The 20,671-nt window shown below is 28.7% G+C and carries 23 protein-coding genes and 1 other RNA gene; 4 read left to right on the top strand and 20 right to left on the bottom strand.

Features of this window, described 5'->3' with window-relative positions; genetic code table 11:
- The 7 genes from folK to ACRC28_RS16705 are packed head-to-tail and all read right to left on the bottom strand — an operon-like array spanning position 1 to position 5,363.
- Positions 1-819: a 2-amino-4-hydroxy-6-hydroxymethyldihydropteridine diphosphokinase gene (gene folK, locus ACRC28_RS16735; protein ID WP_438544582.1), complete on the bottom strand. Its 819-nt coding sequence runs from the start codon at positions 817-819 to the stop codon at positions 1-3.
- A gap of 8 nt (positions 820-827) precedes the next feature.
- Positions 828-1,634 (bottom strand): dihydropteroate synthase, encoded by an 807-nt coding sequence (folP, locus tag ACRC28_RS16730; RefSeq protein WP_438544581.1) that lies wholly within the window; start codon positions 1,632-1,634, stop codon positions 828-830.
- An 18-nt stretch (positions 1,635-1,652) separates the two neighbouring features.
- Positions 1,653-2,129 carry an HD domain-containing protein gene (locus tag ACRC28_RS16725; RefSeq protein WP_438544580.1) on the bottom strand — a complete coding sequence of 159 codons (477 nt, stop codon included), beginning with the start codon at positions 2,127-2,129 and terminating at the stop codon, positions 1,653-1,655.
- 3 nt (positions 2,130-2,132) lie between these two features.
- Complete coding sequence (folE, locus tag ACRC28_RS16720; RefSeq protein WP_438544579.1) at positions 2,133-2,687, bottom strand: GTP cyclohydrolase I FolE; 555 nt, start codon at positions 2,685-2,687, stop codon at positions 2,133-2,135.
- On the bottom strand, positions 2,680-3,435 hold the full coding sequence (locus tag ACRC28_RS16715) for an aminotransferase class IV (RefSeq protein ID WP_438544578.1): 756 nt from the start codon (positions 3,433-3,435) through the stop codon (positions 2,680-2,682). Before ACRC28_RS16715 ends, folE begins: the two co-directional genes overlap by 8 nt.
- Entirely contained in the window at positions 3,413-4,786 is a 1,374-nt protein-coding gene (gene pabB, locus ACRC28_RS16710) for an aminodeoxychorismate synthase component I (protein WP_438544577.1), read from the bottom strand. Before pabB ends, ACRC28_RS16715 begins: the two co-directional genes overlap by 23 nt.
- Positions 4,787-4,790: 4 nt before the next feature.
- A complete protein-coding gene (locus ACRC28_RS16705; protein WP_438544576.1) occupies positions 4,791-5,363 on the bottom strand; it encodes an anthranilate synthase component II in 573 nt (190 codons plus the stop codon).
- 153 nt (positions 5,364-5,516) lie between these two features.
- Between ACRC28_RS16705 and ACRC28_RS16700 the strand changes: the two genes are divergently transcribed.
- Positions 5,517-6,353: a PHP domain-containing protein gene (locus tag ACRC28_RS16700; protein WP_438544575.1), complete on the top strand. Its 837-nt coding sequence runs from the start codon at positions 5,517-5,519 to the stop codon at positions 6,351-6,353.
- Positions 6,354-6,394: 41 nt separating this feature from the next.
- On the opposite strand, the gene ACRC28_RS16695 is transcribed toward ACRC28_RS16700, so the two are convergent.
- The 4 genes from ACRC28_RS16695 to ACRC28_RS16680 form a co-directional block, all read right to left on the bottom strand.
- Positions 6,395-6,613: a holin gene (locus tag ACRC28_RS16695; RefSeq protein WP_438544574.1), complete on the bottom strand. Its 219-nt coding sequence runs from the start codon at positions 6,611-6,613 to the stop codon at positions 6,395-6,397.
- A 122-nt stretch (positions 6,614-6,735) separates the two neighbouring features.
- Positions 6,736-8,115: an aminopeptidase gene (locus tag ACRC28_RS16690; protein WP_438544573.1), complete on the bottom strand. Its 1,380-nt coding sequence runs from the start codon at positions 8,113-8,115 to the stop codon at positions 6,736-6,738.
- Between the two features lie 48 nt (positions 8,116-8,163).
- On the bottom strand, positions 8,164-9,075 hold the full coding sequence (gene hprK, locus ACRC28_RS16685; RefSeq protein WP_438544572.1) for an HPr(Ser) kinase/phosphatase: 912 nt from the start codon (positions 9,073-9,075) through the stop codon (positions 8,164-8,166).
- Positions 9,076-9,086: 11 nt separating this feature from the next.
- Positions 9,087-9,293: a DUF896 domain-containing protein gene (locus ACRC28_RS16680; protein WP_438544571.1), complete on the bottom strand. Its 207-nt coding sequence runs from the start codon at positions 9,291-9,293 to the stop codon at positions 9,087-9,089.
- A gap of 292 nt (positions 9,294-9,585) precedes the next feature.
- Between ACRC28_RS16680 and ACRC28_RS16675 the strand changes: the two genes are divergently transcribed.
- On the top strand, positions 9,586-9,798 hold the full coding sequence (locus ACRC28_RS16675) for a hypothetical protein (RefSeq protein ID WP_438544570.1): 213 nt from the start codon (positions 9,586-9,588) through the stop codon (positions 9,796-9,798).
- Positions 9,799-10,013: 215 nt separating this feature from the next.
- Here the strand turns inward: ACRC28_RS16675 and ssrS are convergent.
- From ssrS to ACRC28_RS16645, 6 genes are all read right to left on the bottom strand, one after another.
- A non-coding RNA gene (ssrS, locus tag ACRC28_RS16670) (6S RNA) lies at positions 10,014-10,210 on the bottom strand.
- A 65-nt stretch (positions 10,211-10,275) separates the two neighbouring features.
- Positions 10,276-10,674, bottom strand: a complete 399-nt coding sequence (locus tag ACRC28_RS16665) for a hypothetical protein (RefSeq protein ID WP_438544569.1) — start codon at positions 10,672-10,674, stop codon at positions 10,276-10,278.
- 11 nt (positions 10,675-10,685) lie between these two features.
- Complete coding sequence (locus tag ACRC28_RS16660; RefSeq protein ID WP_438544599.1) at positions 10,686-10,937, bottom strand: DUF1292 domain-containing protein; 252 nt, start codon at positions 10,935-10,937, stop codon at positions 10,686-10,688.
- 178 nt (positions 10,938-11,115) lie between these two features.
- Positions 11,116-13,401 carry an RNA polymerase recycling motor HelD gene (helD, locus tag ACRC28_RS16655; protein WP_438544568.1) on the bottom strand — a complete coding sequence of 762 codons (2,286 nt, stop codon included), beginning with the start codon at positions 13,399-13,401 and terminating at the stop codon, positions 11,116-11,118.
- Positions 13,402-13,527: 126 nt separating this feature from the next.
- On the bottom strand, positions 13,528-14,973 hold the full coding sequence (gene cls, locus ACRC28_RS16650) for a cardiolipin synthase (RefSeq protein WP_438544567.1): 1,446 nt from the start codon (positions 14,971-14,973) through the stop codon (positions 13,528-13,530).
- Between the two features lie 100 nt (positions 14,974-15,073).
- Entirely contained in the window at positions 15,074-15,631 is a 558-nt protein-coding gene (locus tag ACRC28_RS16645; protein WP_438544566.1) for an ECF transporter S component, read from the bottom strand.
- Between the two features lie 173 nt (positions 15,632-15,804).
- Between ACRC28_RS16645 and putP the strand changes: the two genes are divergently transcribed.
- The gene (gene putP, locus ACRC28_RS16640) at positions 15,805-17,262 is read left to right on the top strand and encodes a sodium/proline symporter PutP (RefSeq protein WP_438544565.1); all 1,458 of its coding nucleotides are present in this window, start codon (positions 15,805-15,807) and stop codon (positions 17,260-17,262) included.
- Positions 17,263-17,300: 38 nt separating this feature from the next.
- Here putP and ACRC28_RS16635 read toward each other — a convergent pair whose 3' ends face one another.
- Positions 17,301-18,389 carry a pyridoxal phosphate-dependent aminotransferase gene (locus tag ACRC28_RS16635; protein ID WP_438544564.1) on the bottom strand — a complete coding sequence of 363 codons (1,089 nt, stop codon included), beginning with the start codon at positions 18,387-18,389 and terminating at the stop codon, positions 17,301-17,303.
- A 135-nt stretch (positions 18,390-18,524) separates the two neighbouring features.
- On the opposite strand from ACRC28_RS16635, the gene ACRC28_RS16630 reads away from it, so the two are divergent.
- The gene (locus ACRC28_RS16630; protein WP_438544563.1) at positions 18,525-18,650 is read left to right on the top strand and encodes a hypothetical protein; all 126 of its coding nucleotides are present in this window, start codon (positions 18,525-18,527) and stop codon (positions 18,648-18,650) included.
- Positions 18,651-18,703: 53 nt separating this feature from the next.
- Here ACRC28_RS16630 and ACRC28_RS16625 read toward each other — a convergent pair whose 3' ends face one another.
- Together ACRC28_RS16625 and ACRC28_RS16620 are read right to left on the bottom strand one after the other, a co-directional pair.
- On the bottom strand, positions 18,704-19,564 hold the full coding sequence (locus ACRC28_RS16625) for an MBL fold metallo-hydrolase (protein WP_438544562.1): 861 nt from the start codon (positions 19,562-19,564) through the stop codon (positions 18,704-18,706).
- Between the two features lie 63 nt (positions 19,565-19,627).
- A complete protein-coding gene (locus ACRC28_RS16620) occupies positions 19,628-20,659 on the bottom strand; it encodes a recombinase family protein (RefSeq protein ID WP_438544598.1) in 1,032 nt (343 codons plus the stop codon).
- Positions 20,660-20,671: the final 12 nt, after the last annotated feature.

The raw sequence follows: 20,671 nt of genomic DNA, 5'->3' as shown, positions 1-20,671 counted from the left end.
CTATTTATTTCTTATTTCATCTAATAATCTAAAAACTCTTTTATTTAACAATGGATGTACCTTGTTTCCACAAATCTCACTTAATGGCTCTAATACAAATTCCCTTTCCTCCATTCTTGGATGAGGTAATGTGCATAGTTCATCATCAGTTACTAAATCATCAAAGAATATAATATCTATATCAATGATTCTAGGTCCCCATTTTACTTCTCTTTTTCTTTTCATTTTAAGCTCTATATCTAAAAGATTTTTCATAAGCTCTTTATAGCTTAAAATAGTTTTCACTTCTAAAGCACCATTTAAGAATTCTTCTTGTTCTACTACACCCCAAGGTTCAGTCTTAAGAAATTTAGCTTTCTTACTTACTTCCACTCCTTCAAGCTTATCTATAAGTTCTATTGCCTTATTTAAATTTTCTTCTTTATCACCAATATTACTTCCTATAGATAGGTAAGCTGTACTCCATTTTCTATTCACTTCCACAGCTGCATAATTTAAATGTCTTCCTATAGGTGCCCAAGGCTTTTTCACCTTTACACGTACAGTTTCTACTATTCTATATTCATATAAAATATATTCTGCTACCGTTTGAGCTAAGGTTTCTATTAAATCAAAGCATTCATCTACACATATTTTTTCTATTCCATGGCATAACTCACCATAATGCACTGATGCTTCTAAATCATTCTCCTTTGCTGCTTTTGCCATATCTAATCCAAGTTCTATATCAAATATAAACTTTTGCCCTAGAACCTTTTCTTCTTTAAATACTCCATGATTACTAAAAATCTCTACATCTTTTAAATATACTTTGTCCATTTTTTCTCCTATTTTCTTAAAATTGTATCTGTCATAACACATACTCGCTTATTTTCTTTTATATCATGCACTCTAACAAACTCACAACCCTTTATTATTCCAAGTACAGTTGTTGCAAGAGTTCCTTCTAATCTTTCATCCTTTGGTAAATCAAGTGTTAACCCTATCATTGATTTTCTTGATGTACCAAGCAATACTGGGAACCCAAGTTCCTTTATTTTATCTACATTGTTCATTGTCTCTAAATTTTGGTCTAAAGTTTTAGCAAAACCAATACCTGGGTCTAGGATTATATTTTCTCTTTTCACCCCTGCATCTAATGCTAGATTTATGCTCTCTATTAAATCTTCTTTAATATCCCTCATTAAATCATTATAAGGTATGTCTTCTCTATTATGCATAAGAACACATACAACATTACTGTCTGCACATACCTTAGCCATATTCTTATCTTTTTTAAAGCCCCAAATATCATTGATTATACTAGCACCAGCTTTGATAGCTTCTATTGCAACTTCACTTTTATAAGTATCTATAGATACCTCTACATCAAAATTTTCTTTTATCATTTTAATTATAGGCACTACTCTATCAATTTCATCTTTTACTGATACCTCTGTATATCCAGGTCTTGTAGATTCTCCACCTACATCAATAATATCAGCACCTTCTTTTATCATTTCTTCTACTCTAGCTTTAGCTTTTTCTAAACTATTAAATTTACCACCATCTGAAAAAGAATCTGGGGTTACATTTAGTATTCCCATTATATATGTTCTCTCATTTAGACAAAACTCTTTATTTCCTATTTTCATCTTTAATTCTCCTTTAATTTAATATTTTAGTTTCATATTCTTTTTTTCCTTTTTCCAATAACATTCTTTCTCGGCTTTACATTTAAAGCACTCTCTTGAAATTTTATCACTTTCATATATTATTTTCAAAAGTAAGTCCTCATCATTCTCTTTTCTATGTGAGTCTATACATTTATATATTAGTCTCTTTTCTTCTTCTGTGTATGTAGTTTTTTCTAGAATTTCCTTGCTTAAAATTATACTTCCTATATGATGATCTATTCCCTCTTTATATTCTAAAACTCGTCCTATATCATGAAGTAAACCCACTCCATAAATAACTTCTTTTGAAATATCTAAATTATTTTCAAGAACTTTTATATATGCTATTCTTGAAAAGTTTAAAAAGTGCTCTAAATCATGCTTGCAAAAAATTCTATCTTTTTCTAGTATCTCTAGCTCATTTAAATATTTTTTATATCTCTCATTTTCAAATATTTCATTTACTTTTTTCATATATTACCTATTTAATAATCCTAACGTTTCGAATCTTAAATCTTTATCTTCCCTTAATATTCCTCTATATGTTGTTGTTATAGTTTTTGTTCCTGGTTTTTTAACTCCACGCATTGTCATACATGTGTGCTCTCCTTCAACCATAACTATAACTCCCTTTGCATCTAGATACTTCATTATGTCATCTGCAATCTCTGCCGTCATTTTTTCTTGTAATTGTGGTTTTTTCGCATGTATTTCTACACATCTAGCAAGCTTTGAAAGCCCTGCAACACGTCCATTTGGAATATATGCTATATGAGCCTTTCCAAAGAAAGGAACTATATGGTGCTCACACATTGAATAAAATGTTATATCTTTTTCTATTACTAAATCATCATTTTCAACTTCAAATGTCTTTTCAAAATATTCCTTTCCATCTTTGTTTATCCCAGCAAATATTTCTTCATACATTCTATATACTCTTTCAGGAGTTTCTATTAATCCCTCACGCTCTGGGTCTTCTCCAATTCCCTTTAATATAAGCTTTACGCCTTCAATTATTTGTTCTTTATTCATTTCCTTCCTCCATTCCCCTTACTTTATCTAGATATTTTTGTAAAGTTTCTAAAAAAATATCTTCTTTCTCAAATTTATAATCCCCTATTGATTTTATTTTCATTATCCCTATTATACTATTACTCATAAAAATTTCATCTATAAATTCTAAATCTTTTATCTTAAAATTTTTTAAGGTAACATTGCATTCCTTTATTAAAAACTCTCTTATAGTACCATTTAAAAGCCCTTCCTCTACTGATGGGGAATATATTTTTTTATCTTTCACAAAAAATATATTTCCTGTTGAGGTTTCACAAATATTCCCCTTTTCATTTATGAAAAGACAGTCATTATAGCCTTCTCTTAATGCCTCTTCTCTCTCTAAAATATTTTCTAAATAATTAAGAGATTTTATCTTATTTAAACTAGATGTTGAATTTCTAAGTACCTTACTTATACATAAATTAAAGCCTTTTTCATAATCTTCTTTTTTATATGGAATTTCTCTAGTTTTTAAAATTATATTTTTCTCAGTTACTATTATTTTTAAAACCCTATCTTCTATATTCATCTTTTTTATAATTTCTTTTATATTTTCTTTTACTTTTTTTAACCCAATAAGTTTTAATCCTTCATTTAATCTATTTATGTGAAAATCTAAAAACTCCGGCTTTTTTCTTACTAATATAGTTTCAAATAGGCCTTTTCCAAAAAATAATCCTGAATCTAAATTTATCTTTTCATTATCTATTATTATTTCCCTCAAAGCTTAACACCTCCATTAAAGCTTTTGCTTTTTGAAGAGTTTCCTCATATTCATCTTCTTCTAAAGATTCATAAGTTACTCCTCCTCCAACTCCAAAGTAAGCAGTATCCTCTTTCTTAAGTATTGTTCTGATTACAATATTAAAGTCACTATTCCCTCTTAAATCAAAATATCCTATACAGCCTGTATATAAATTTCTTTTTAATCCTTCAAGTTCTTCTATAACCTCCATAGCTCTTATCTTAGGTGCTCCTGTTATAGACCCTCCTGGGAAACATTCTTTAATTGCTTTAACACTACTTACCTCATCTTTTACCATTCCTTCAATAGTTGATACAAGATGAAATACAGTTTCATATTCTTCTATCTTAAAAAGTTCTGTTACATTTACAGTTCCCTTTTTACAAACCTTACTTAAATCATTTCTCTCTAAATCAACAATCATTAATAATTCACTTTTATCTTTTTCACTATTTATAAGTTCATTTTTATAAAACTCATCTTCTCTTTCATCTTTCCCTCTTGGTCTAGTTCCTTTTATAGGCCTTGTATGAATTCTTTTATCCTTTATTTGAATAAATCTTTCAGGTGATGAACTTATAATTTGAAAATCATCATAATTTGCAAATACAGAAAATGGTGCTCCATTTATCCTTCTTAATTTCTTATACATAGAAAAGCTATCTTTGTTTGTCCTGCATTTATACCTTTGAGTCATATTTGCTATATAAATATCCCCTTCTTCTATATAATCTCTCATCTTTTTCACTGCATCTATATAGCTTTTTCTATTAAAATTACTTTCAAATACTATATCTTCTTTTATGATTTTTTCTTTTTCTTTTTTAACTTGTTCTTCTAATTTTCTCTCTATCTTTTTTATACTTTCTATACACTTTTCTTCATTATCACATAAGGCCGTTATATATGTATTTTTATTTATCAAATCAAATATAACTATATTTTCATAAAGGTGAAATCTCATATCTGGAATCTCTATATCACTTGTACTTCTTTCTTCTATCTTTTCAAGCATTCTTCCTGTATCATATGAAATATACCCTATATATCCTCCTATTAAAGGAATTGATGATGGATAATTCACTTTAAAAGCCTCTATTCTTTTCTCTAATTCCTCAAAAGCTTCTCCCTCTATATACTCATCATTAATAAATACTTTTTTATCTCTACACTCAAAGCTATCAATTTTATTTAACCCAATAAATGAGTATTTTGATAACTTCTCATCTTCTTTTGAGCTATCTAAAAAAATTGAATCCTTTATTTTTAGTCTTTCAAATACTTCAACTGGAAGTAATTTTGTTTTTATTTCTACCATTTTTAACTTCATAATCTTACCCCTTGCAAATCCTTACAAACTCTTTTAAAACTGTATATCCCTCTTCTGTTAAAACTGCCTCAGGATGATATTGAACACCATATATTTTATAATCTCTATGCTCTATGCCCATAATAACTCCATCCTCTGAAACTGCTGTTACAACTATTTCACTTGGCAAGCTTTCTTTTTCTACAATTAAAGAATGATATCTAGTTACATTAAACTCTTTTTTCGCACTTTTAAATATCCCCTCTTTATTCGTAGTTATCTTGCTTATCTTTCCATGGATAGGTTTTTCACCCTTTACTATTTTTCCATTAAAGGCATATCCAATGCATTGATGACCTAAGCATACTCCTAGTATTGGAATTTCACCTTTAAAACTATGTATTATATCTATTATTTCCTTTGAATCCTTTGGAGCTTTTGGCCCTGGCGAAATAATTATTCCTTCTGGATTTAATTTACGTATATTTTCTACCTTTATCTCATCTCTTCTAAAGACTTCTACCTTTTCATCAAGTTCTTCAAAATATCTAACTAAGTTATATACAAATGAATCATAATTATCAATCATCACTAACATAATGCTTCCTCCTTCATTTCCCTTTTAACCATATCTAATTTGTAAATACTTTAAAACTCTTCTATTTTTAATTTAAATTAAAGAGTGTTTTATGATAAAATACTTTTAATACATTAAATTATAACACGCTATTATAAGAAAGGAGTTTTAAAAATGTTAAAATCAGAATTTCATGCTCATACTACTGCTTCTGATGGGATACTTTCTCCAAAAGAAGTTACTATGCGAGCTTTAAAAAACAAAGTCTCTTTTTTAGCTATTACTGACCATGATACTATTTCTGGTATAGACGAGGCAATTTTAACTGCTGAAGGAACTTCTTTAAAAATCATACCTGGAATAGAACTGTCTACAAACTTCAATGGTGAAAGTATTCACGTTCTAGGTTTTTTTAAAGATTCTTCATATAAAGATAAAGAATTTATCCAGATTCTTGATTCTATAAAAAATCGTCGTGTTTCTCGTGCAAAAGAAATTGTTCAAAAATTAGATGAACACTTCAATATAAAAATTTCCCTTGATAAAATTTTATCTAAAGATAGAGATGTTGTGGCTAGACCTCATATTGCACACGAAATTATAAATGCAGGATATGATTATTCTTTTGACCACATTTTTGATAATTTTATCGGAAAGGATAAGCCTGCTTATGTACCAACAAACAAGCTTTCTACTAAAGAAGGAATCGAAATTCTTCATAGGTTTAACGCTATTGCAATTTTAGCTCATCCTGTTTTAATAAAAAATTCAAACCTTAATGAATTTTTACCTTTTAACTTAGATGGAATTGAAGCTATTTATTATCAAAATACAAAAGAAGATGAAGAAAATTTAAAGAATTTTGCTAAAGAGCATAATCTTTTAATAACAGCTGGCTCTGATTGTCATGGAAATTTCGTTTGTGATACACGTCATGGTGATATCGGTGAAATGCTTATGCCATCTGAAGCTTTAAAAAACTTATTAACTTTATTAAATATTAGCTATTAACACACATGAAAAGGGATTGATATTGCTCAATCCCTTTTTTCTTATTCTATAGTTTTAGTTTCTTTATCGTCTAGGAATCCTTTATTAGAAGTAGTTGGATTACTTAATATTCCTGCCATTACTAAAATCCCTAGTACTGATGTAATTATTTCATTATAATTTTCAGGTAAAACATCTACCCCAAATCCTTTTAATACCATAGGTACTAAAGCTGCTACTGACACCCATAATCCGTAATTTTTAAATCTTGATAAGTCCATTTTTCATCCCTCCCTTTTTACTATTAATATATGATTCGACAAAAAGATGTGTGAATTCTTTTAAATAAAACAAAAAAAGAATTCATCTAACATTAACTGTTAAATGAATTCTCTGTATGTTTCTATGCTTCTTTTAAGAAAGCTACATATCCTTTTTTAGTTTCATATATATCAACTTTAGATGCTATTTCCCATGGTGCATGCATATTTTGAAGTGCTACACCACAATCTATAACTTCCATTCCATATTGTGCTAAGATGTAAGCGATAGTTCCACCGCCTCCTTGGTCAACCTTACCAAGCTCTGCAGTTTGATATGATACATCATGTTTTTCCATCATAGCTCTAAGAGCTGCCATGTATTCAGCATTTGCATCATTACATCCACCTTTTCCTCTTGAACCAGTATATTTATTAAATACTATACCTTTTCCAAAGAATGCACTATTTTTCTTTTCCATAACTGAAGGATAGTTTGGATCAAATGCTGCACTTACATCTGATGAAAGCATTCTTGAATTTGAAAGACATCTTCTCATTTTAAGTTCTGAGAATCCTTCTTTTCTATCCATAACTTCAGCAACCATGTTTTCAAAGAATTTTGAATGCATTCCTGTTGCTCCAATACTTCCAACCTCTTCTTTATCAACTAATAAACATACTGCTGTTCTGTCTATTTTTTCAACTTCTAAAAGTGCTAATAATGAAGCATATGAACAAACTCTATCATCATGTCCATAAGCCATAACCATACTTCTATCTAATCCATAATCTCTTGAAGGTCCTGCAGGTACTATTTCAAGTTCTGCTGATAAAAAGTCTTCTTCTTCAAAATCATATTTTTCTTTTAATAATTTTAAGATGTTTGCTTTAACAGCATTTTTTTCTTCACCTTTAAGTGGCATACTTCCAACTAAAACATTTAAATCTTCCCCTTCAATAACAGTTGCAGCTTTTTTACCTAATTGATCAGCTGATAAATGTATTAAAAGATCTGAAATTCCAACAACAGGATCAGTTGCCTCTTCTCCTATTACAACATCTATTTTAGAACCATCTTTTTTAGCTACTACACCATGAATTGCAAGTGGCAGAGTAACCCATTGATATTTCTTAACTCCACCATAATAGTGAGTTTCTAAAAGTGCTAATTCTGAATCTTCGTATAAAGGATTTTGTTTTAAGTCAAGTCTTGGAGAATCAACGTGGGCTCCTAAGATTTTTAACCCTTTTTCTAATTCCTCTTCACCTATTACAAAAAGAGCTAAAGCTTTGTCCATATTGTTAGCATATACTTTATCTCCAGCTTTTAAGCTTTTACCTTCTTTTATTACACTTTCTAAATCTACAAAACCAGCTTTTTCTGCTATTTCAATAGACTCTTTTACACACTCTCTTTCAGTTTTGCATTTTGACATAAAGTCTTTATATCCATCACAAAAAGAAAATATTTCTTTTATTCCTTTTTCATCATACTTTTCCCAAGCATTTTTCATTTCCATATTCAATTCCTCCTTAAATATATCTATATATTATAGGCAGTCTTATTCTTAATTATCACTAATTTGATTCATCCTGCTTTCTATTATATCTACTGGTGTTTCTTTAGACATTAAGGCATATCTATAATTAACTGCGGCTGCTTCTACAATTACTGCTATGTTTCTACCTGGTCTTATAGGAACTGTTAGCTTTCTAACTGGAACTCCTAATATATCCATATATTCAAAGTTTGTTCCAAGTCTGTCATAGTCTCCGTCATTTTTCCAATGTTCAAAATGCATTACAAGTCTAATATCTTTTTCTTGTAATATTGAACTTAGTCCATAAAGAGAAGATACATCTATTATTCCAATTCCTCTTACTTCAAGCATTCCTATAGTTATTTGTGGTGAAAAACCAATAAGGTCTCCATCAATTTCTTTTATATCAACAGCATCATCTGTAACTAATCTATGTCCTCTTTTTATAAGTTCTAAAGCAACTTCACTTTTACCTATTCCACTCTCTCCAGTTATTAATATTCCAATTCCATATACATCTACAAGAACCCCATGTAATCTTGTTTCAGGTGCAAGTTTATCAGCCATGTACACTGTTAACTTACTAATAAATTTAGTTGTAACAAGGTTACTTCTTAATACCCATACCTTTTTCTCTCTTGCATATTTCAAAAATTCATCATGTGGTACTAAATCTCTTGTTATTATTATACATTTTACTGGAAAACTAAAATATTTTTTTAAACGTTTATTTCTTAGTTCTACTTGCATATCATCTAAGAAACTCCATTCTGCTTTTCCTATAACTTGTATTCTTTCTGGAGTAAAATAGTTGTAGAAACCTGAAAGTTGAAGCCCTGGTCTATTTATATCACTTACAGTTATAACCTCGTCTTTCTCACCTTCTACTATAATTTCTAAATCAACATCTTTTATTAATTTTTTAACAGTTACTGCCATATTCATCCCCTCTATTTCTTTTTATATTCTATTCCTTTTAACTGTGATCTTAGATTTCCTTTTACAGCATCAACATATCTTTTTCTTAATGCTTGTTGAACTTCCTTTTCACTATCACTTAAGCCTTCATCTTTTGACTTTTTATATAATTCATTTATTTTAGCTGTTACTTCATCTATTGATAATTTTTCTACGTCTTCAATTTTAATGTTTTCCATAAAATTCATCCTCACTTTCATTTGTATATAATATTATTCTACCTATATTTAATTATATAAGCAAATTATTGTACTTTCTATAAATTTTATATTTTTTAATTTATATTTTTTTCGACACTTCTTTTCAAAAAACCTCTAATAAATTTCTTTATCTTTCCTTTTTCAACATATATCCATTTATTTTTTGGCATTTTATGTAAAATAATAAAGAACGATTTTACTCCCTTTTATTCCATTTCTTGTTATAATATGACTACAAACTTTATTATTCATCAAGAAAGGAGATGTTTATATGACATTTAGACAATTAAAAAGAAAAATCAACTTTAAAAAATTACTTTTAAATAAGCTAATTATTTTTATAAATCCTACAAACAAATTTATGGTTAATTTATCCGTGAGTTTAGATAAAGACGTTTCTTTGTACCAACGTTGCCTTTATAAACGTTATAAAAGTCGTATTCTTTCTCATTCTACAGCTACTAGAAAAAGACTTATTGCTTAACTTAATAATCTTAAAGAAAACAAGCTCTACTACAAGGACTAATTCTAAAGAAAGCTTGTTTAAATCTTTTTTCTTTCACCAATTCCATCTAATATATTTTTAGACTCTGGTAACCTACTTTAGAAGTTATTAGAGTCTTTTAATTTATTCTTCTCTCTTATTTTTCTCTTATATACAAAAAAAATACCTCACTACGAGGTATTATCTTCAAAAAATAAATTCCCAAACATGCCGTTTGCCCATATATTCAAGACCTGCCTCTCGCAGGTGGGTTTCACTCAATTTAACTTTTGCCTTCTTCTGCATAAAATGAAGCTTTCGCTTTGAAGCCCGACATATTTAAATCTATTGCAAATCCCGAATATATAATGTAGGTTGAATATTAAAGGCTTGGCGAACATCTCAGGAATGTTATGTCTTTATTATAGCATATTTTATTTTTATTTCAACTTTTAATTTTTGTAAAATCTTAGGCTATTAGTTTAAGTAATCGTTTAAAAAACCTTCTAAATCTCCTTCAAATTCATCTATGCAAAAAGCAATTCTAAATTTTATATAGTCTAATGTATTTGCATCAATGTTTAACTCTTGTGATTTCCCTGTAATTTCTAACTCATCTCCAATGTCATCCACTATACTTTCTACATTATCTTTAGCAATATCTAACAAATATGGAATATAATAATCTGTTCTCCATTCATCACTATCTTGTTCTAAATCACTTTCTTCATTTGCATATGCCTTAGCACCTTCAATTTCTTCTCTATCAAAGTCATAAAAGCATTCAACGATACATTTTTCATCATCTGCTTTTATTTCTTCTATTTCAGTTAATCCATTTTCTTGTAGTAATTCTATTATATTTGCTAAATCCATTTTTTCTCCTCCTAATATAAAAGCTTCTTATACTCTTTTTTTACAGCTTGGAATTCATTGTCATCTTCAACTATATTAAGCTCTTCTTTTTCATCAACTACGTCTATTCTAAACATATGAATTTCTCCATCTGCATTATCTTCTACTGATGTTAATAATAAATAGTCTTTATTGTTTTCTTCTAAGAATACTTTTGCAACTACTTCAAAATCTACTTTGTTTCCCTCTTCATCTCTAAATGACATTATATCTTTAATTTCCATCATTTCACTCTCCTTTGTTTTCTATAACATATTATAATTTCTCTTTTCTATAAATTCAATTTAAATTTTAAAATTCTTTTGTACAATTATAATTTATGCACTTTATTATAAATTATTATAGCTAAGAAAACATATTTAAGACCTCTTCTTAAATTTCTCTTAGCTATAATTATTTTTTCTATTTTTTGATAAGTTCTGTTAACTTATCTCTTTTTATTACATATTCACTATGAAGTGCTCTCGTTAATGAAACGTATAAAAGTCTTTGATCTAATATATTATTTCCATACTTTTCTTCACTTGGATTATAAATAACACTACAATCAAACTCCAACCCTTTTGTTAAATATGATGGTATTATTATTAAATCTTCATTAGATTCCTTTTCTTTTCCCTTTATTCTCTTAAATTTATTTTTACTATTTTTCTTTATTATTTTTTCTATAGCTTCTGCTTCATTAGAATCTTTTGTTATAATTGCAATCATATTTTTGCCTTGAAGTCTTACTGTTTCTATAATTTTATCTATTTCACTTCCAACTTCTTTATCAGTATCACATTCTAATATTTTAGGTTTTTCCCCATGTCTTAAAACTGGCTTTGCATCCTTAAGTCCTAGATTTTGTGCCTCTAATGCCCCCTTTGCAAAATCTATTATTTCAACTGTTGAACGGTAACTTTGACTTAAGCTTATATAGGTTGCATTTCCTTTAAACAACCCCTTAGTTATAACTTCCCAGTCCTTAAGACCTTTATAATAATAAATTCCTTGTGCTATATCTCCAACTAAAGTCAATGAATTCCCTTTAGCAAGTTCATTAACAAGATATACTTGGAATGGACTATAATCCTGTGCTTCATCCACAACTATATGCTTAAACTTTTCTTCTTCATCAATTCCTTCAAGTAAGACTCTTATATAAAGAAGTGCTGCTAAATCATCTTCATCTACCATTCCTTCTTCTTTTCTTTTTATGAATTCCTCTCTCATAAAATTTTCTAATACTTCAGGAATTTTATAATCAGTTGCTATTTTAAACATTTCCTCATCAAGCATAAAGTTTTCATACACTTGACTTGAATCAATCCCTCTCCATTTTTTAAAATATTCACTTACAGTAGATTTTGAATTTTTTCTTATACTTTCTTTAACTTTATCTCTTTCATCATAGCTTTCTACTAAAGCTTTTCTTCTCTCATCTTTATCTTCAATTGTATTTTTTATCTCTTTTATCTTAGGTTCCCATCTATTATCAAAGCTTAAAATTAAACTTTCTGTTTTTTCCTTTATTTTAAGACTTAAATATCTTTTTATTTCATCTTTTCTTTTATTTATAGGATATGATTTTAAATCCTTTAAATAAAGTCTCATTATCTCTTTCTTAGAAAATAGCACTTCACCCTCAACAATTATGTCTTCAATCTCTAAAGCTCTTCCTTCAACTAAAGTTATATATCTATCAATCATTGTTTTAAAGGTTAATGAACCTCTTATCTTTGCTGAATTTACAATAAGTTTTTTTTCCTCATCTGTACTTTCTAAAAGACTTTTTAACTTTTCATCTTTATTATAAATTTTCCCTTTAAGTTTAGCCTTCTTCTTTACTAACTCCTCAAAAGTACTTTGTGTAACTTCATGTGCTCCTAAATTTGGAAGTATGTCTGATATATAATCTAAAAACAATTTATTAGGTGCAAGAACTAAAATGTCTTCACCACTCATAGTTTCTTTATATCTATAAATAAGATATGCAAGTCTATGAAGTGCTATTGTTGTTTTTCCTGAACCTGCTGAACCTTGAACTATTATAGGTAAGTTTCTTGGCCATCTTATGATATCATTTTGTTCCTTTTGGATAGTTGCTACAACCTCTTTTAACTTCTTTCCTCTACTCTCTTCAAGGTTTATTTTAAGAAATTCATCTACAAGCCCCTGACCTTCTTCACCATTTATCATAAGTTCATTTAAGCCTTCATCAAAAACTCTTTCAAGTTCAAACTCCTCATCAAATAAAAACTTTCTCTTTAAAGATAATTCACCATCAATAATCCCTGCTGGTGCTTTATAACTAGCTTCTCCACCTGTTCCACTATAATAAAGGTCTGCAACTGGTGCTCTCCAGTCTACAACAATCTCATCCCCACTTTCGCTATCACTTATCCCACTTTTACCAATATATATTTCTTCAACCTTTATAGTCTTATGCTCTCTAAAATCGACTCTCCCAAAGTAAGGAATATTAAACGCCTCTTCATACTTTGCAATGTCCTTCTTAGCTAAATTTAAAGCCTTTAAAGTTGCATCCTTCTCCATATTGTACTTCCCCTTAGTTTCCTTACTAAGAGTTATATATTTATCTGAAACACCATCTACATAGCTTTCTTTTCTTTTAAGTTCATCATTTATAAGCTTTCTCTTCTTCTCTAAAATCTCTTTTTCTTCCACTAAAGCCTTAGCCTTCATAATTTCCACCTCTTTTTCTCTTTATTAAAGCGCTACCTTTAATAATATCTTTTTTCATTGAACTTTTCAATTGAATAAATCAAAAAGCTAAAGATACTTAACACTTAAATATCCTTAGCTTCTATTTTAAAGTAGTGGTGATAATAATCTGCTTATTGATTCTAGTATTTTTTGACCTTTTCCTCTTTTTCTAAACTCTTCTTTTATAAGTTCTGTTGAGTCTTTTAAGTCATTTGAAAAGTCTTTTTCTGATTTTATTGCTATGTCCTTGTTGTACATAATTGATACTATTTCAAAATCTAGTCTAAAGCTTCTTATGTCCATATTTGCACTTCCTATGCTTACTACTTCTGAATCTATTGCTAAAACTTTTGCATGTACGAAGCCTTTATTATAGTAGTATATTTTTGCTCCTGCTTCTACTAATGGCTCTACATATGAATTGGCTACCCATTTTAAGAATTTTCTATCTGGATTTCCTGGTATTATGATTCTAACATCTATTCCTGATAATGCAGCAAGTCTTAAGCTTTCAAGCATTACATCATCTGGAATAAAGTATGGCGTTGTCATTCTAATAGACTTTTTGGCTGCCATTATCATTTTTACATAAGCATTTTTTATATACTCATCCTTATGGTCTGGTCCACTTGTAACAATTTGCATTGCTACATCTCCCCTATTTAAATCACCTTTATAAATAAATTCATCTAACTCTTCTACTTCTTTTTTAGCAGCATAACACCAGTCTAAGACAAACCTCTCATTAATATCATTTACTGCATTTCCACTTATCCTTATATGAGTATCTCTCCAGTTTCCTATCTTTTCATCTCTTCCTAAATACTCATCTCCAACATTGTATCCACCTATATATGCAAATTCTCCATCTATAACAACTATCTTTCTATGATTTCTATAATTTGCTCTTGGATTTATATATGAAAGAATTCTTGGAAAAAATGATGCAAATTCTCCACCTAATTTTAGATACTCATTAAGCTTTCCACCTCTAGTTAATGCTGTTGAACCAAAGTCATCAACTAAAAGTCTTACCTTAACACCCTCTTTTAATTTTTTTTCTAATATATTTATAATTTCTGTTCCTATATTATCTTTTCTAAAAATATAATAATCAATATTTATATACTTTTTAGCATTTCTTAAATCCTCTAATAATGAATGAAATTTTTCTTTTCCCGTAACAAATACCTTTACATCATTATTTAAGATATATCTTGATGAACAGTTATTATAATTCATTTGAATAAGATCTAAATATTTTTCATTTACATCCTCATTTTTCAGATTCTTTTTATCCACCTTTTCAAAATCTTTAGCTTTATATTCATCTATCTTAGCTTTCTCTTTAAATAGTTTTCTACCACTAAAGTTTTGCCCTACTAATAAATAAATTATAAATCCAATGTATGGCAGTATAAAAAATACTAAAATCCACGCTAATGTTGTTGTTGGATTTTTTCTATCTACAAAAATAACTATTCCTGCAAATATAAGATTTAGTATAAATAGTATAATCTGTAATGCTACTACTATTTCAGACCAATGCATAAATTTATTCACTCCTCATTTGTTTAATTTTAGATAATACATATAACTATACTATACCTTTTATCACTAGTTTTAATTCTTCCATAAATTTAAAAGTTTTTTAATCTTTTAATACTAAATTTTCATTGTCAGAAACTATTTCTACTTCATTTACTTCTTTTTTAGCTTTTAGTTTACCTCCATTTATATTTGTTGCCTTTAATATTCCATAAGAAAGTCCACCATCAACTAAATGATGAATAAGTCCTCCAACTCCTGTAACTATTAATAGATTAAATAAATCAAAACCTACAAATGGTATTACTACTAATGCTTCTAATCCCCCATGTAAAACTGATGTATAAATTGTAGTTTTTAAATATCCTTTGTTTTTGTCTATCATTTTTGCACCTATATACCCAACTATTATATGAGTACTTGCTCTAAACACAACTGGCATAGGCATTCCTGCAAGTAAAAATCCAATTGTTGAACCTATTCCAACCACAACTGCAACCATTGGTGAAATTAACATACTTATAAACATTGGTACATGGGCTGCAAGTGTAGCTGAAAATGGTGGGATGTATATTTTCAAAAATCCAAACTGAATTGGAATGATAATAGCTAATGCTATTAAAAGTGCTGCATAAGTTAATAATTTTGTTTTTTCTCTCATAATTTGTATAAAGACCTTTCTGGTCTTACCCCCCTTTTTATTAAGTGTATATACACCAGTATACACCATTTTTGCAAAATGTAAATATAGAACTTTTATTCTTGATTTTACCAATTTTTAACTTTATAATTTAACTAACTAAAGTATTAACGTTTTAAAAAGGAGATGTGTAAATGAATGAACAAATTATTATTACTATAACCTTTTCCCTGTATCTTTTACTTATGCTTGGAATTGGTTTGTACTTTTACAAAAAAACTAAAAATCTTTCTGATTATGTTTTAGGTGGCAGAAGCCTTGGCCCTTGGGGGACTTCAATAAGTGCTCAAGCTTCAGATATGAGTGGTTGGCTGCTCTTAGGTTTACCAGGTGCAGCATACCTTACTGGTCTCTCTGGTTCTTTTTGGATGGCTACTGGACTTGCTATTGGAACTTATCTTAATTGGAAGATAATCGCTAAACGTCTTAGATTAGAAACTGAAAAATACAATGATTCTTTAACTATTTCTTCTTATCTTCAAAATAAATTTGAAGATAAAAATAATCTTCTTAGAATTTTTTCTGCAAGCTTTATATTAATATTCTTTTTAATATATACAGCTTCTGGATTTGTAGCTGGTGGAAAGCTTTTTCAAACTGTCTTTAATATTCCTTATACTTATGCAGTATTACTTTCGGCAGTTGTAGTTATTTTATACACCTTTCTTGGTGGGTTTATGGCTGTTTGTTATACAGATATTATTCAAGGATTACTTATGTTTTTCACATTATTAATTCTTCCTATCATAGTTTTATTTTCTGTTGATAGTAGTGCTTTAAGCAGTCTTAATATGGAGCTTTTAAATCCTTTTAATGTGGAAATGCTAACTGGAAGTTCTAGTTCTTCATTTTTAATTTGTGCAATTAGTATTATTTCATCTTTAGCTTGGGGTTTAGGATATTTTGGACAACCTCATATTCTTTCTAGATTTATGGCTATAAAAGATGCTAGCCTTATGAAAAAATCAAGAATTATTGCTATGGCTTGGGTTATCCTATCTTTAATTGGTGCTACCTTAGTTGGGCTTATAGGAAGTGTTGTAATTCCTAGTGTTCCTGCTGGAGATTCTGAAAGAATTTTTATGATTCTTGTACAAAAATACGTTCCTGTACTTTTATCAGGAGTTTTACTTTCTGCAATTTTAGCAGCTGTTATGAGTACTGCTGATTCACAGCTTTTAGTAACTGCCTCTACCTTCTCAGAAGACTTTTATAAAACATTAATTAATCCTAAAGCTTCTGATAAAACTTTAGTTTTAGTAAGTAGATTAACAGTAATTTCTGTTGCAATTTTAGCTTTTATTATTGCCTTAAATCCAAATAGCTCAGTTCTTTCTTTAGTATCCTATGCTTGGGCTGGCTTTGGTTCTGTATTTGGACCTGTTATACTTTGCTCTTTATTTTATAAAAAAATGACTAGAAACAGTGCACTTTTTGGAATGATTACAGGGGGAGTTGTCTCTGCTTTATGGCCTTTACTAAAAGACTTCTTCCCAAACATTACATTCTTTTCTTTATATGAAATTATTCCAGGATTTTTAGCATCACTTCTTGTAATTTATTTATTTAGAAAAAAAGAAGTTAAGTCTTAAAAAATAAGCACAATAGAGGGCTTCTATTGTGCTTATTTTTAATCTTCAATCATATATTTTTGCTCTTTTAATGCCTTTATTAATCTTTCATTTTCTTCTGTTCTAAGTATACATACTCTAAAGAAATTTTTGTCTAAACCTTCAAAAGAAGTACAATCTCTTATTATCATTCCTTTTTTAGCTAGATTTTCGTACAATAGGCTAGATTCTTTTCCATTCTTTATTTCACAAAGAACAAAATTTCCCTTTGTTTCATAAACCCTTATATAATCCACAGTTTTTAATCTTTCCTGTAAATTTTTTATTTCTCTTTTCACATGAATTAATGTTTTTTCTATAAATTCTGTATCTCTAAACATCTCTTCACCCATTATTGTAGCTAAAATATTTATATTCCATAAAGGTAAAGCTTTCTTTATCTTTTCTTTTATCTCTTCATTTCCTATAAGTCCATAACCAAGCCTTATTCCTGGTGTACTGAAGAACTTTGATGTTCCTCTTATAACATATAAATTTTTATACTTATCTACAAGACTTGCAGAACTATAAATTTCTTTATGGGTAAATTCAATATATGTTTCATCCACCATAAAGAAAGTATTTTCATTACTTTTTATTATTTCCTCTATTTCACTTCTTTTAAAGCAAAAACCTGTTGGATTATTTGGGTTACATATTATTACTAAATCATAATTTTTTTCTTTTATCTCTTTTTTAAAATCTTCTAAGTCAACCTTAAAATCATCCTCTTTCTTCGTAAAATATTTTTCTATTCTACATCCTATCTTCTTTAAATCTTTTTCATATTCTGAATATGAAGGATATAATATTAATGCCTTCTTTGGGTTTATGCAATCTACAAAAGAAACTATAAGCTCCGTAGCTCCCCCTCCAAGTAATATATTATCTTTATTACAATCTGCATATTCAGAAATGGCTTTTCTTAATCCTATGTACTCTGGGTCTGGATATATTGAAACTTTATCAATATTCTCTATAACCTTATTCTTCCCTTTTTCTGATGCTCCAAAAGGATTTATATTTGAACTAAAATCAGATAAATCTTCCTTTTTTATTCCTAAAGTCTCCTCTAAATCAAAAAGATTAGCTCCATGTTTTTCACTCATATCATTCACTCCTAACTTTCCCTTTCTATAATAACATATCATTTATATTTTAGTCATATATTACTCCTCTTCCTAATATAATATTGTAAAGTAAAAAGTTAAACATTTACTTAAATAAATTTTGAGGTGAGAGATATGTCAATAGAACAACAAAAATTACAACTAGAAGCTAGACTACACTTATTAAGCAACAAAGGAACAAGCCCTAAAATAGTTGCTAAATTAAAAAGAAAACTTAGAAATTTACAAGAAAATAATTAGTAAATTTAAAATGGCTATCATTAACAAAAATAATGATAGCCATTTTCTTTATTCTAGACTAGTTTTTTCAATTTTTTATTATGTGATACAAAGCCTCTTATATCTTCAATATCCCACTCTGACAATTCACTACCACGAGCTTCTTTTAATAACAAAGTACATTGTTCAATATCAGTTGAGTTTCCTACAATATCACCTATTTCTTTTATATGTTTAGTGAATTTTATAAAGTCTTCTTTATTATATAAAGGATGATGTGCTGGTATATAAAAGTTTGAATTAATTTTAAAAAGCTTTTCTAAATAAGGATATAGCTTTTCTCTTGAATAGCTCCATTCTCCATGATACATATCAAGGTACATTGAATCACCCATAAATGTAACCTTTTCTTCAACTGCTGTAACCAAACAGGAATCTGAAGCATGGTCCACATTCACCCTTTCCACTTTAACCTTTACTCCACCTAAATCAATTAATATTTCATCATCAAATATTATATCTGCAGATGGAATTTCAAAATTTCTATCATTGTTTGGATGCTCTATTTTTATATGTTCCTCACAAAACTCTATCTCTTCCCCTGTTAAAACTCTTTCCCTAATAGCTTTATCACTCCAACTCAATTCCTTCATCCATTTTAACTTTTCATTAGACCTTTTATTTACTATGTTAATTGCATCAATGGTAGTAATTCCAAATACATGGTCCCAATGCCAATGAGTTAAAACAAGATACTTTATCTTAGGAATATTAAGCTTTTCCACATAACTTAAAAACTCTTCAGCATGTGCCTTTCCATTCCCTCCATCAACAACAAGTGAACACTTATCACCAACAATCAATCCAAGTACTGGTCTATCACCTTGCTGAACAAAATCCATATAATACACTCTATCAGTTAATTTATTTAACATAATACTCTCCTTAAATACACTTCTTTTCAAATTCATCTTATTGTAACATATTTTTAAATCTAACTACCTATGATACGCTTCACCGTAACTACGCTCAACCAAAAGTGGTGATAATTTAAAGACTACATCTACGTAGTCCTCAAACACCATAACTTTCTCTACATATAACGCAATAAACTTCTTTATAAGTTGCTTCTCCCTTTGTTCTAATATATCTTTATGTTGCTTAAATATCTTCTTTAAATAAGAAGCTGTAATTGGTTCTGTATCTGGATAACTTAATTTAGTCTCTTCCAATTGAATAACTAAACCTTCTTTCTCTTCTTCTAATTTAGATAGCCTGTCCATTAAACTAGCATGTCTATTCCCTTCTGCAACTGCTAATAAAATGTTTTCTATATCCTTTTCTATTTTAGATAACTTATTTTTAGTAAATTTTAATTCATCTTGCAATTGTTTTCCTTTAGTATTTGAAAACTTACTTAACTCTTTCACTAAATAATTTATGGCTTGATCTGAAAAAATAACTTTCTCCATCTCTGTTAAAATATATTCTTCTATTATATCTCTTTTTATACTTTTAGTATGATCCTTGCTATCCCCTGATTTTGAAGTACAACGATACATTATATACCTTAACTTTTCTCCATTATTTTTATAATAAGATATATTGCCATTCATTTTAGCACCACACTCACCACATTCAATCAACCCAGAAAGCAAATAAACTTCTTTTGCATTGTAGGTATTATGGATTTTTTTATTTCTTTCCATAATTCTCTTAACTTCTTCAAAGTCCTTTTTATCAATAATAGCTGACATTCCACCCTCTATTTTAATTATTTGGTCTTCATCCTTTGATTTGTGAGAATTCCTCTTTCCATCTACATTCTTTGCTTCTGCTTTATTGTAAGTATAAGTTCCAATGTATTTTTCATTCTTCAAGATATCTTTTATTGTAGATACTGTAAACTTATTTCCCTTTGCTGTCTTTAATCCTTTTTTATTTAACTCACTTACTATATCATTATATCCACTCCCGTTAATATAACCCTCAAATATAAATCTTATAATTGGAGCAGTTTCCTCATTTATTAAATATAATTG

The sequence above is a fragment of the Clostridium sp. genome (genome assembly GCF_051650885.1).
Taxonomy (GTDB): domain Bacteria; phylum Bacillota; class Clostridia; order Clostridiales; family Clostridiaceae; genus Clostridium.
This window is presented reverse-complemented; position numbering and strand designations above follow the sequence as displayed.

Coding starts and splice junctions, on each gene's coding strand:
- ACRC28_RS16680 (WP_438544571.1), bottom strand. CDS start 9,293: ATGGAAAACATTAAAATTGAAGACGTAGAAAAATTATCAATAGATGAA.
- ACRC28_RS16705 (WP_438544576.1), bottom strand. CDS start 5,363: ATGTTAGTGATGATTGATAATTATGATTCATTTGTATATAACTTAGTT.
- putP (WP_438544565.1), top strand. CDS start 15,805: ATGAATGAACAAATTATTATTACTATAACCTTTTCCCTGTATCTTTTA.
- ACRC28_RS16635 (WP_438544564.1), bottom strand. CDS start 18,389: ATGAGTGAAAAACATGGAGCTAATCTTTTTGATTTAGAGGAGACTTTA.
- ACRC28_RS16700 (WP_438544575.1), top strand. CDS start 5,517: ATGTTAAAATCAGAATTTCATGCTCATACTACTGCTTCTGATGGGATA.
- folE (WP_438544579.1), bottom strand. CDS start 2,687: ATGAATAAAGAACAAATAATTGAAGGCGTAAAGCTTATATTAAAGGGA.
- ACRC28_RS16645 (WP_438544566.1), bottom strand. CDS start 15,631: ATGAGAGAAAAAACAAAATTATTAACTTATGCAGCACTTTTAATAGCA.
- ACRC28_RS16725 (WP_438544580.1), bottom strand. CDS start 2,129: ATGAAAAAAGTAAATGAAATATTTGAAAATGAGAGATATAAAAAATAT.
- ACRC28_RS16630 (WP_438544563.1), top strand. CDS start 18,525: ATGTCAATAGAACAACAAAAATTACAACTAGAAGCTAGACTACACTTA.
- folP (WP_438544581.1), bottom strand. CDS start 1,634: ATGAAAATAGGAAATAAAGAGTTTTGTCTAAATGAGAGAACATATATA.
- pabB (WP_438544577.1), bottom strand. CDS start 4,786: ATGAAGTTAAAAATGGTAGAAATAAAAACAAAATTACTTCCAGTTGAA.
- ACRC28_RS16695 (WP_438544574.1), bottom strand. CDS start 6,613: ATGGACTTATCAAGATTTAAAAATTACGGATTATGGGTGTCAGTAGCA.
- helD (WP_438544568.1), bottom strand. CDS start 13,401: ATGAAGGCTAAGGCTTTAGTGGAAGAAAAAGAGATTTTAGAGAAGAAG.
- hprK (WP_438544572.1), bottom strand. CDS start 9,075: ATGGCAGTAACTGTTAAAAAATTAATAAAAGATGTTGATTTAGAAATT.
- folK (WP_438544582.1), bottom strand. CDS start 819: ATGGACAAAGTATATTTAAAAGATGTAGAGATTTTTAGTAATCATGGA.
- ACRC28_RS16660 (WP_438544599.1), bottom strand. CDS start 10,937: ATGGAAATTAAAGATATAATGTCATTTAGAGATGAAGAGGGAAACAAA.
- ACRC28_RS16625 (WP_438544562.1), bottom strand. CDS start 19,564: ATGTTAAATAAATTAACTGATAGAGTGTATTATATGGATTTTGTTCAG.
- ACRC28_RS16690 (WP_438544573.1), bottom strand. CDS start 8,115: ATGGAAATGAAAAATGCTTGGGAAAAGTATGATGAAAAAGGAATAAAA.
- cls (WP_438544567.1), bottom strand. CDS start 14,973: ATGCATTGGTCTGAAATAGTAGTAGCATTACAGATTATACTATTTATA.
- ACRC28_RS16675 (WP_438544570.1), top strand. CDS start 9,586: ATGACATTTAGACAATTAAAAAGAAAAATCAACTTTAAAAAATTACTT.
- ACRC28_RS16665 (WP_438544569.1), bottom strand. CDS start 10,674: ATGGATTTAGCAAATATAATAGAATTACTACAAGAAAATGGATTAACT.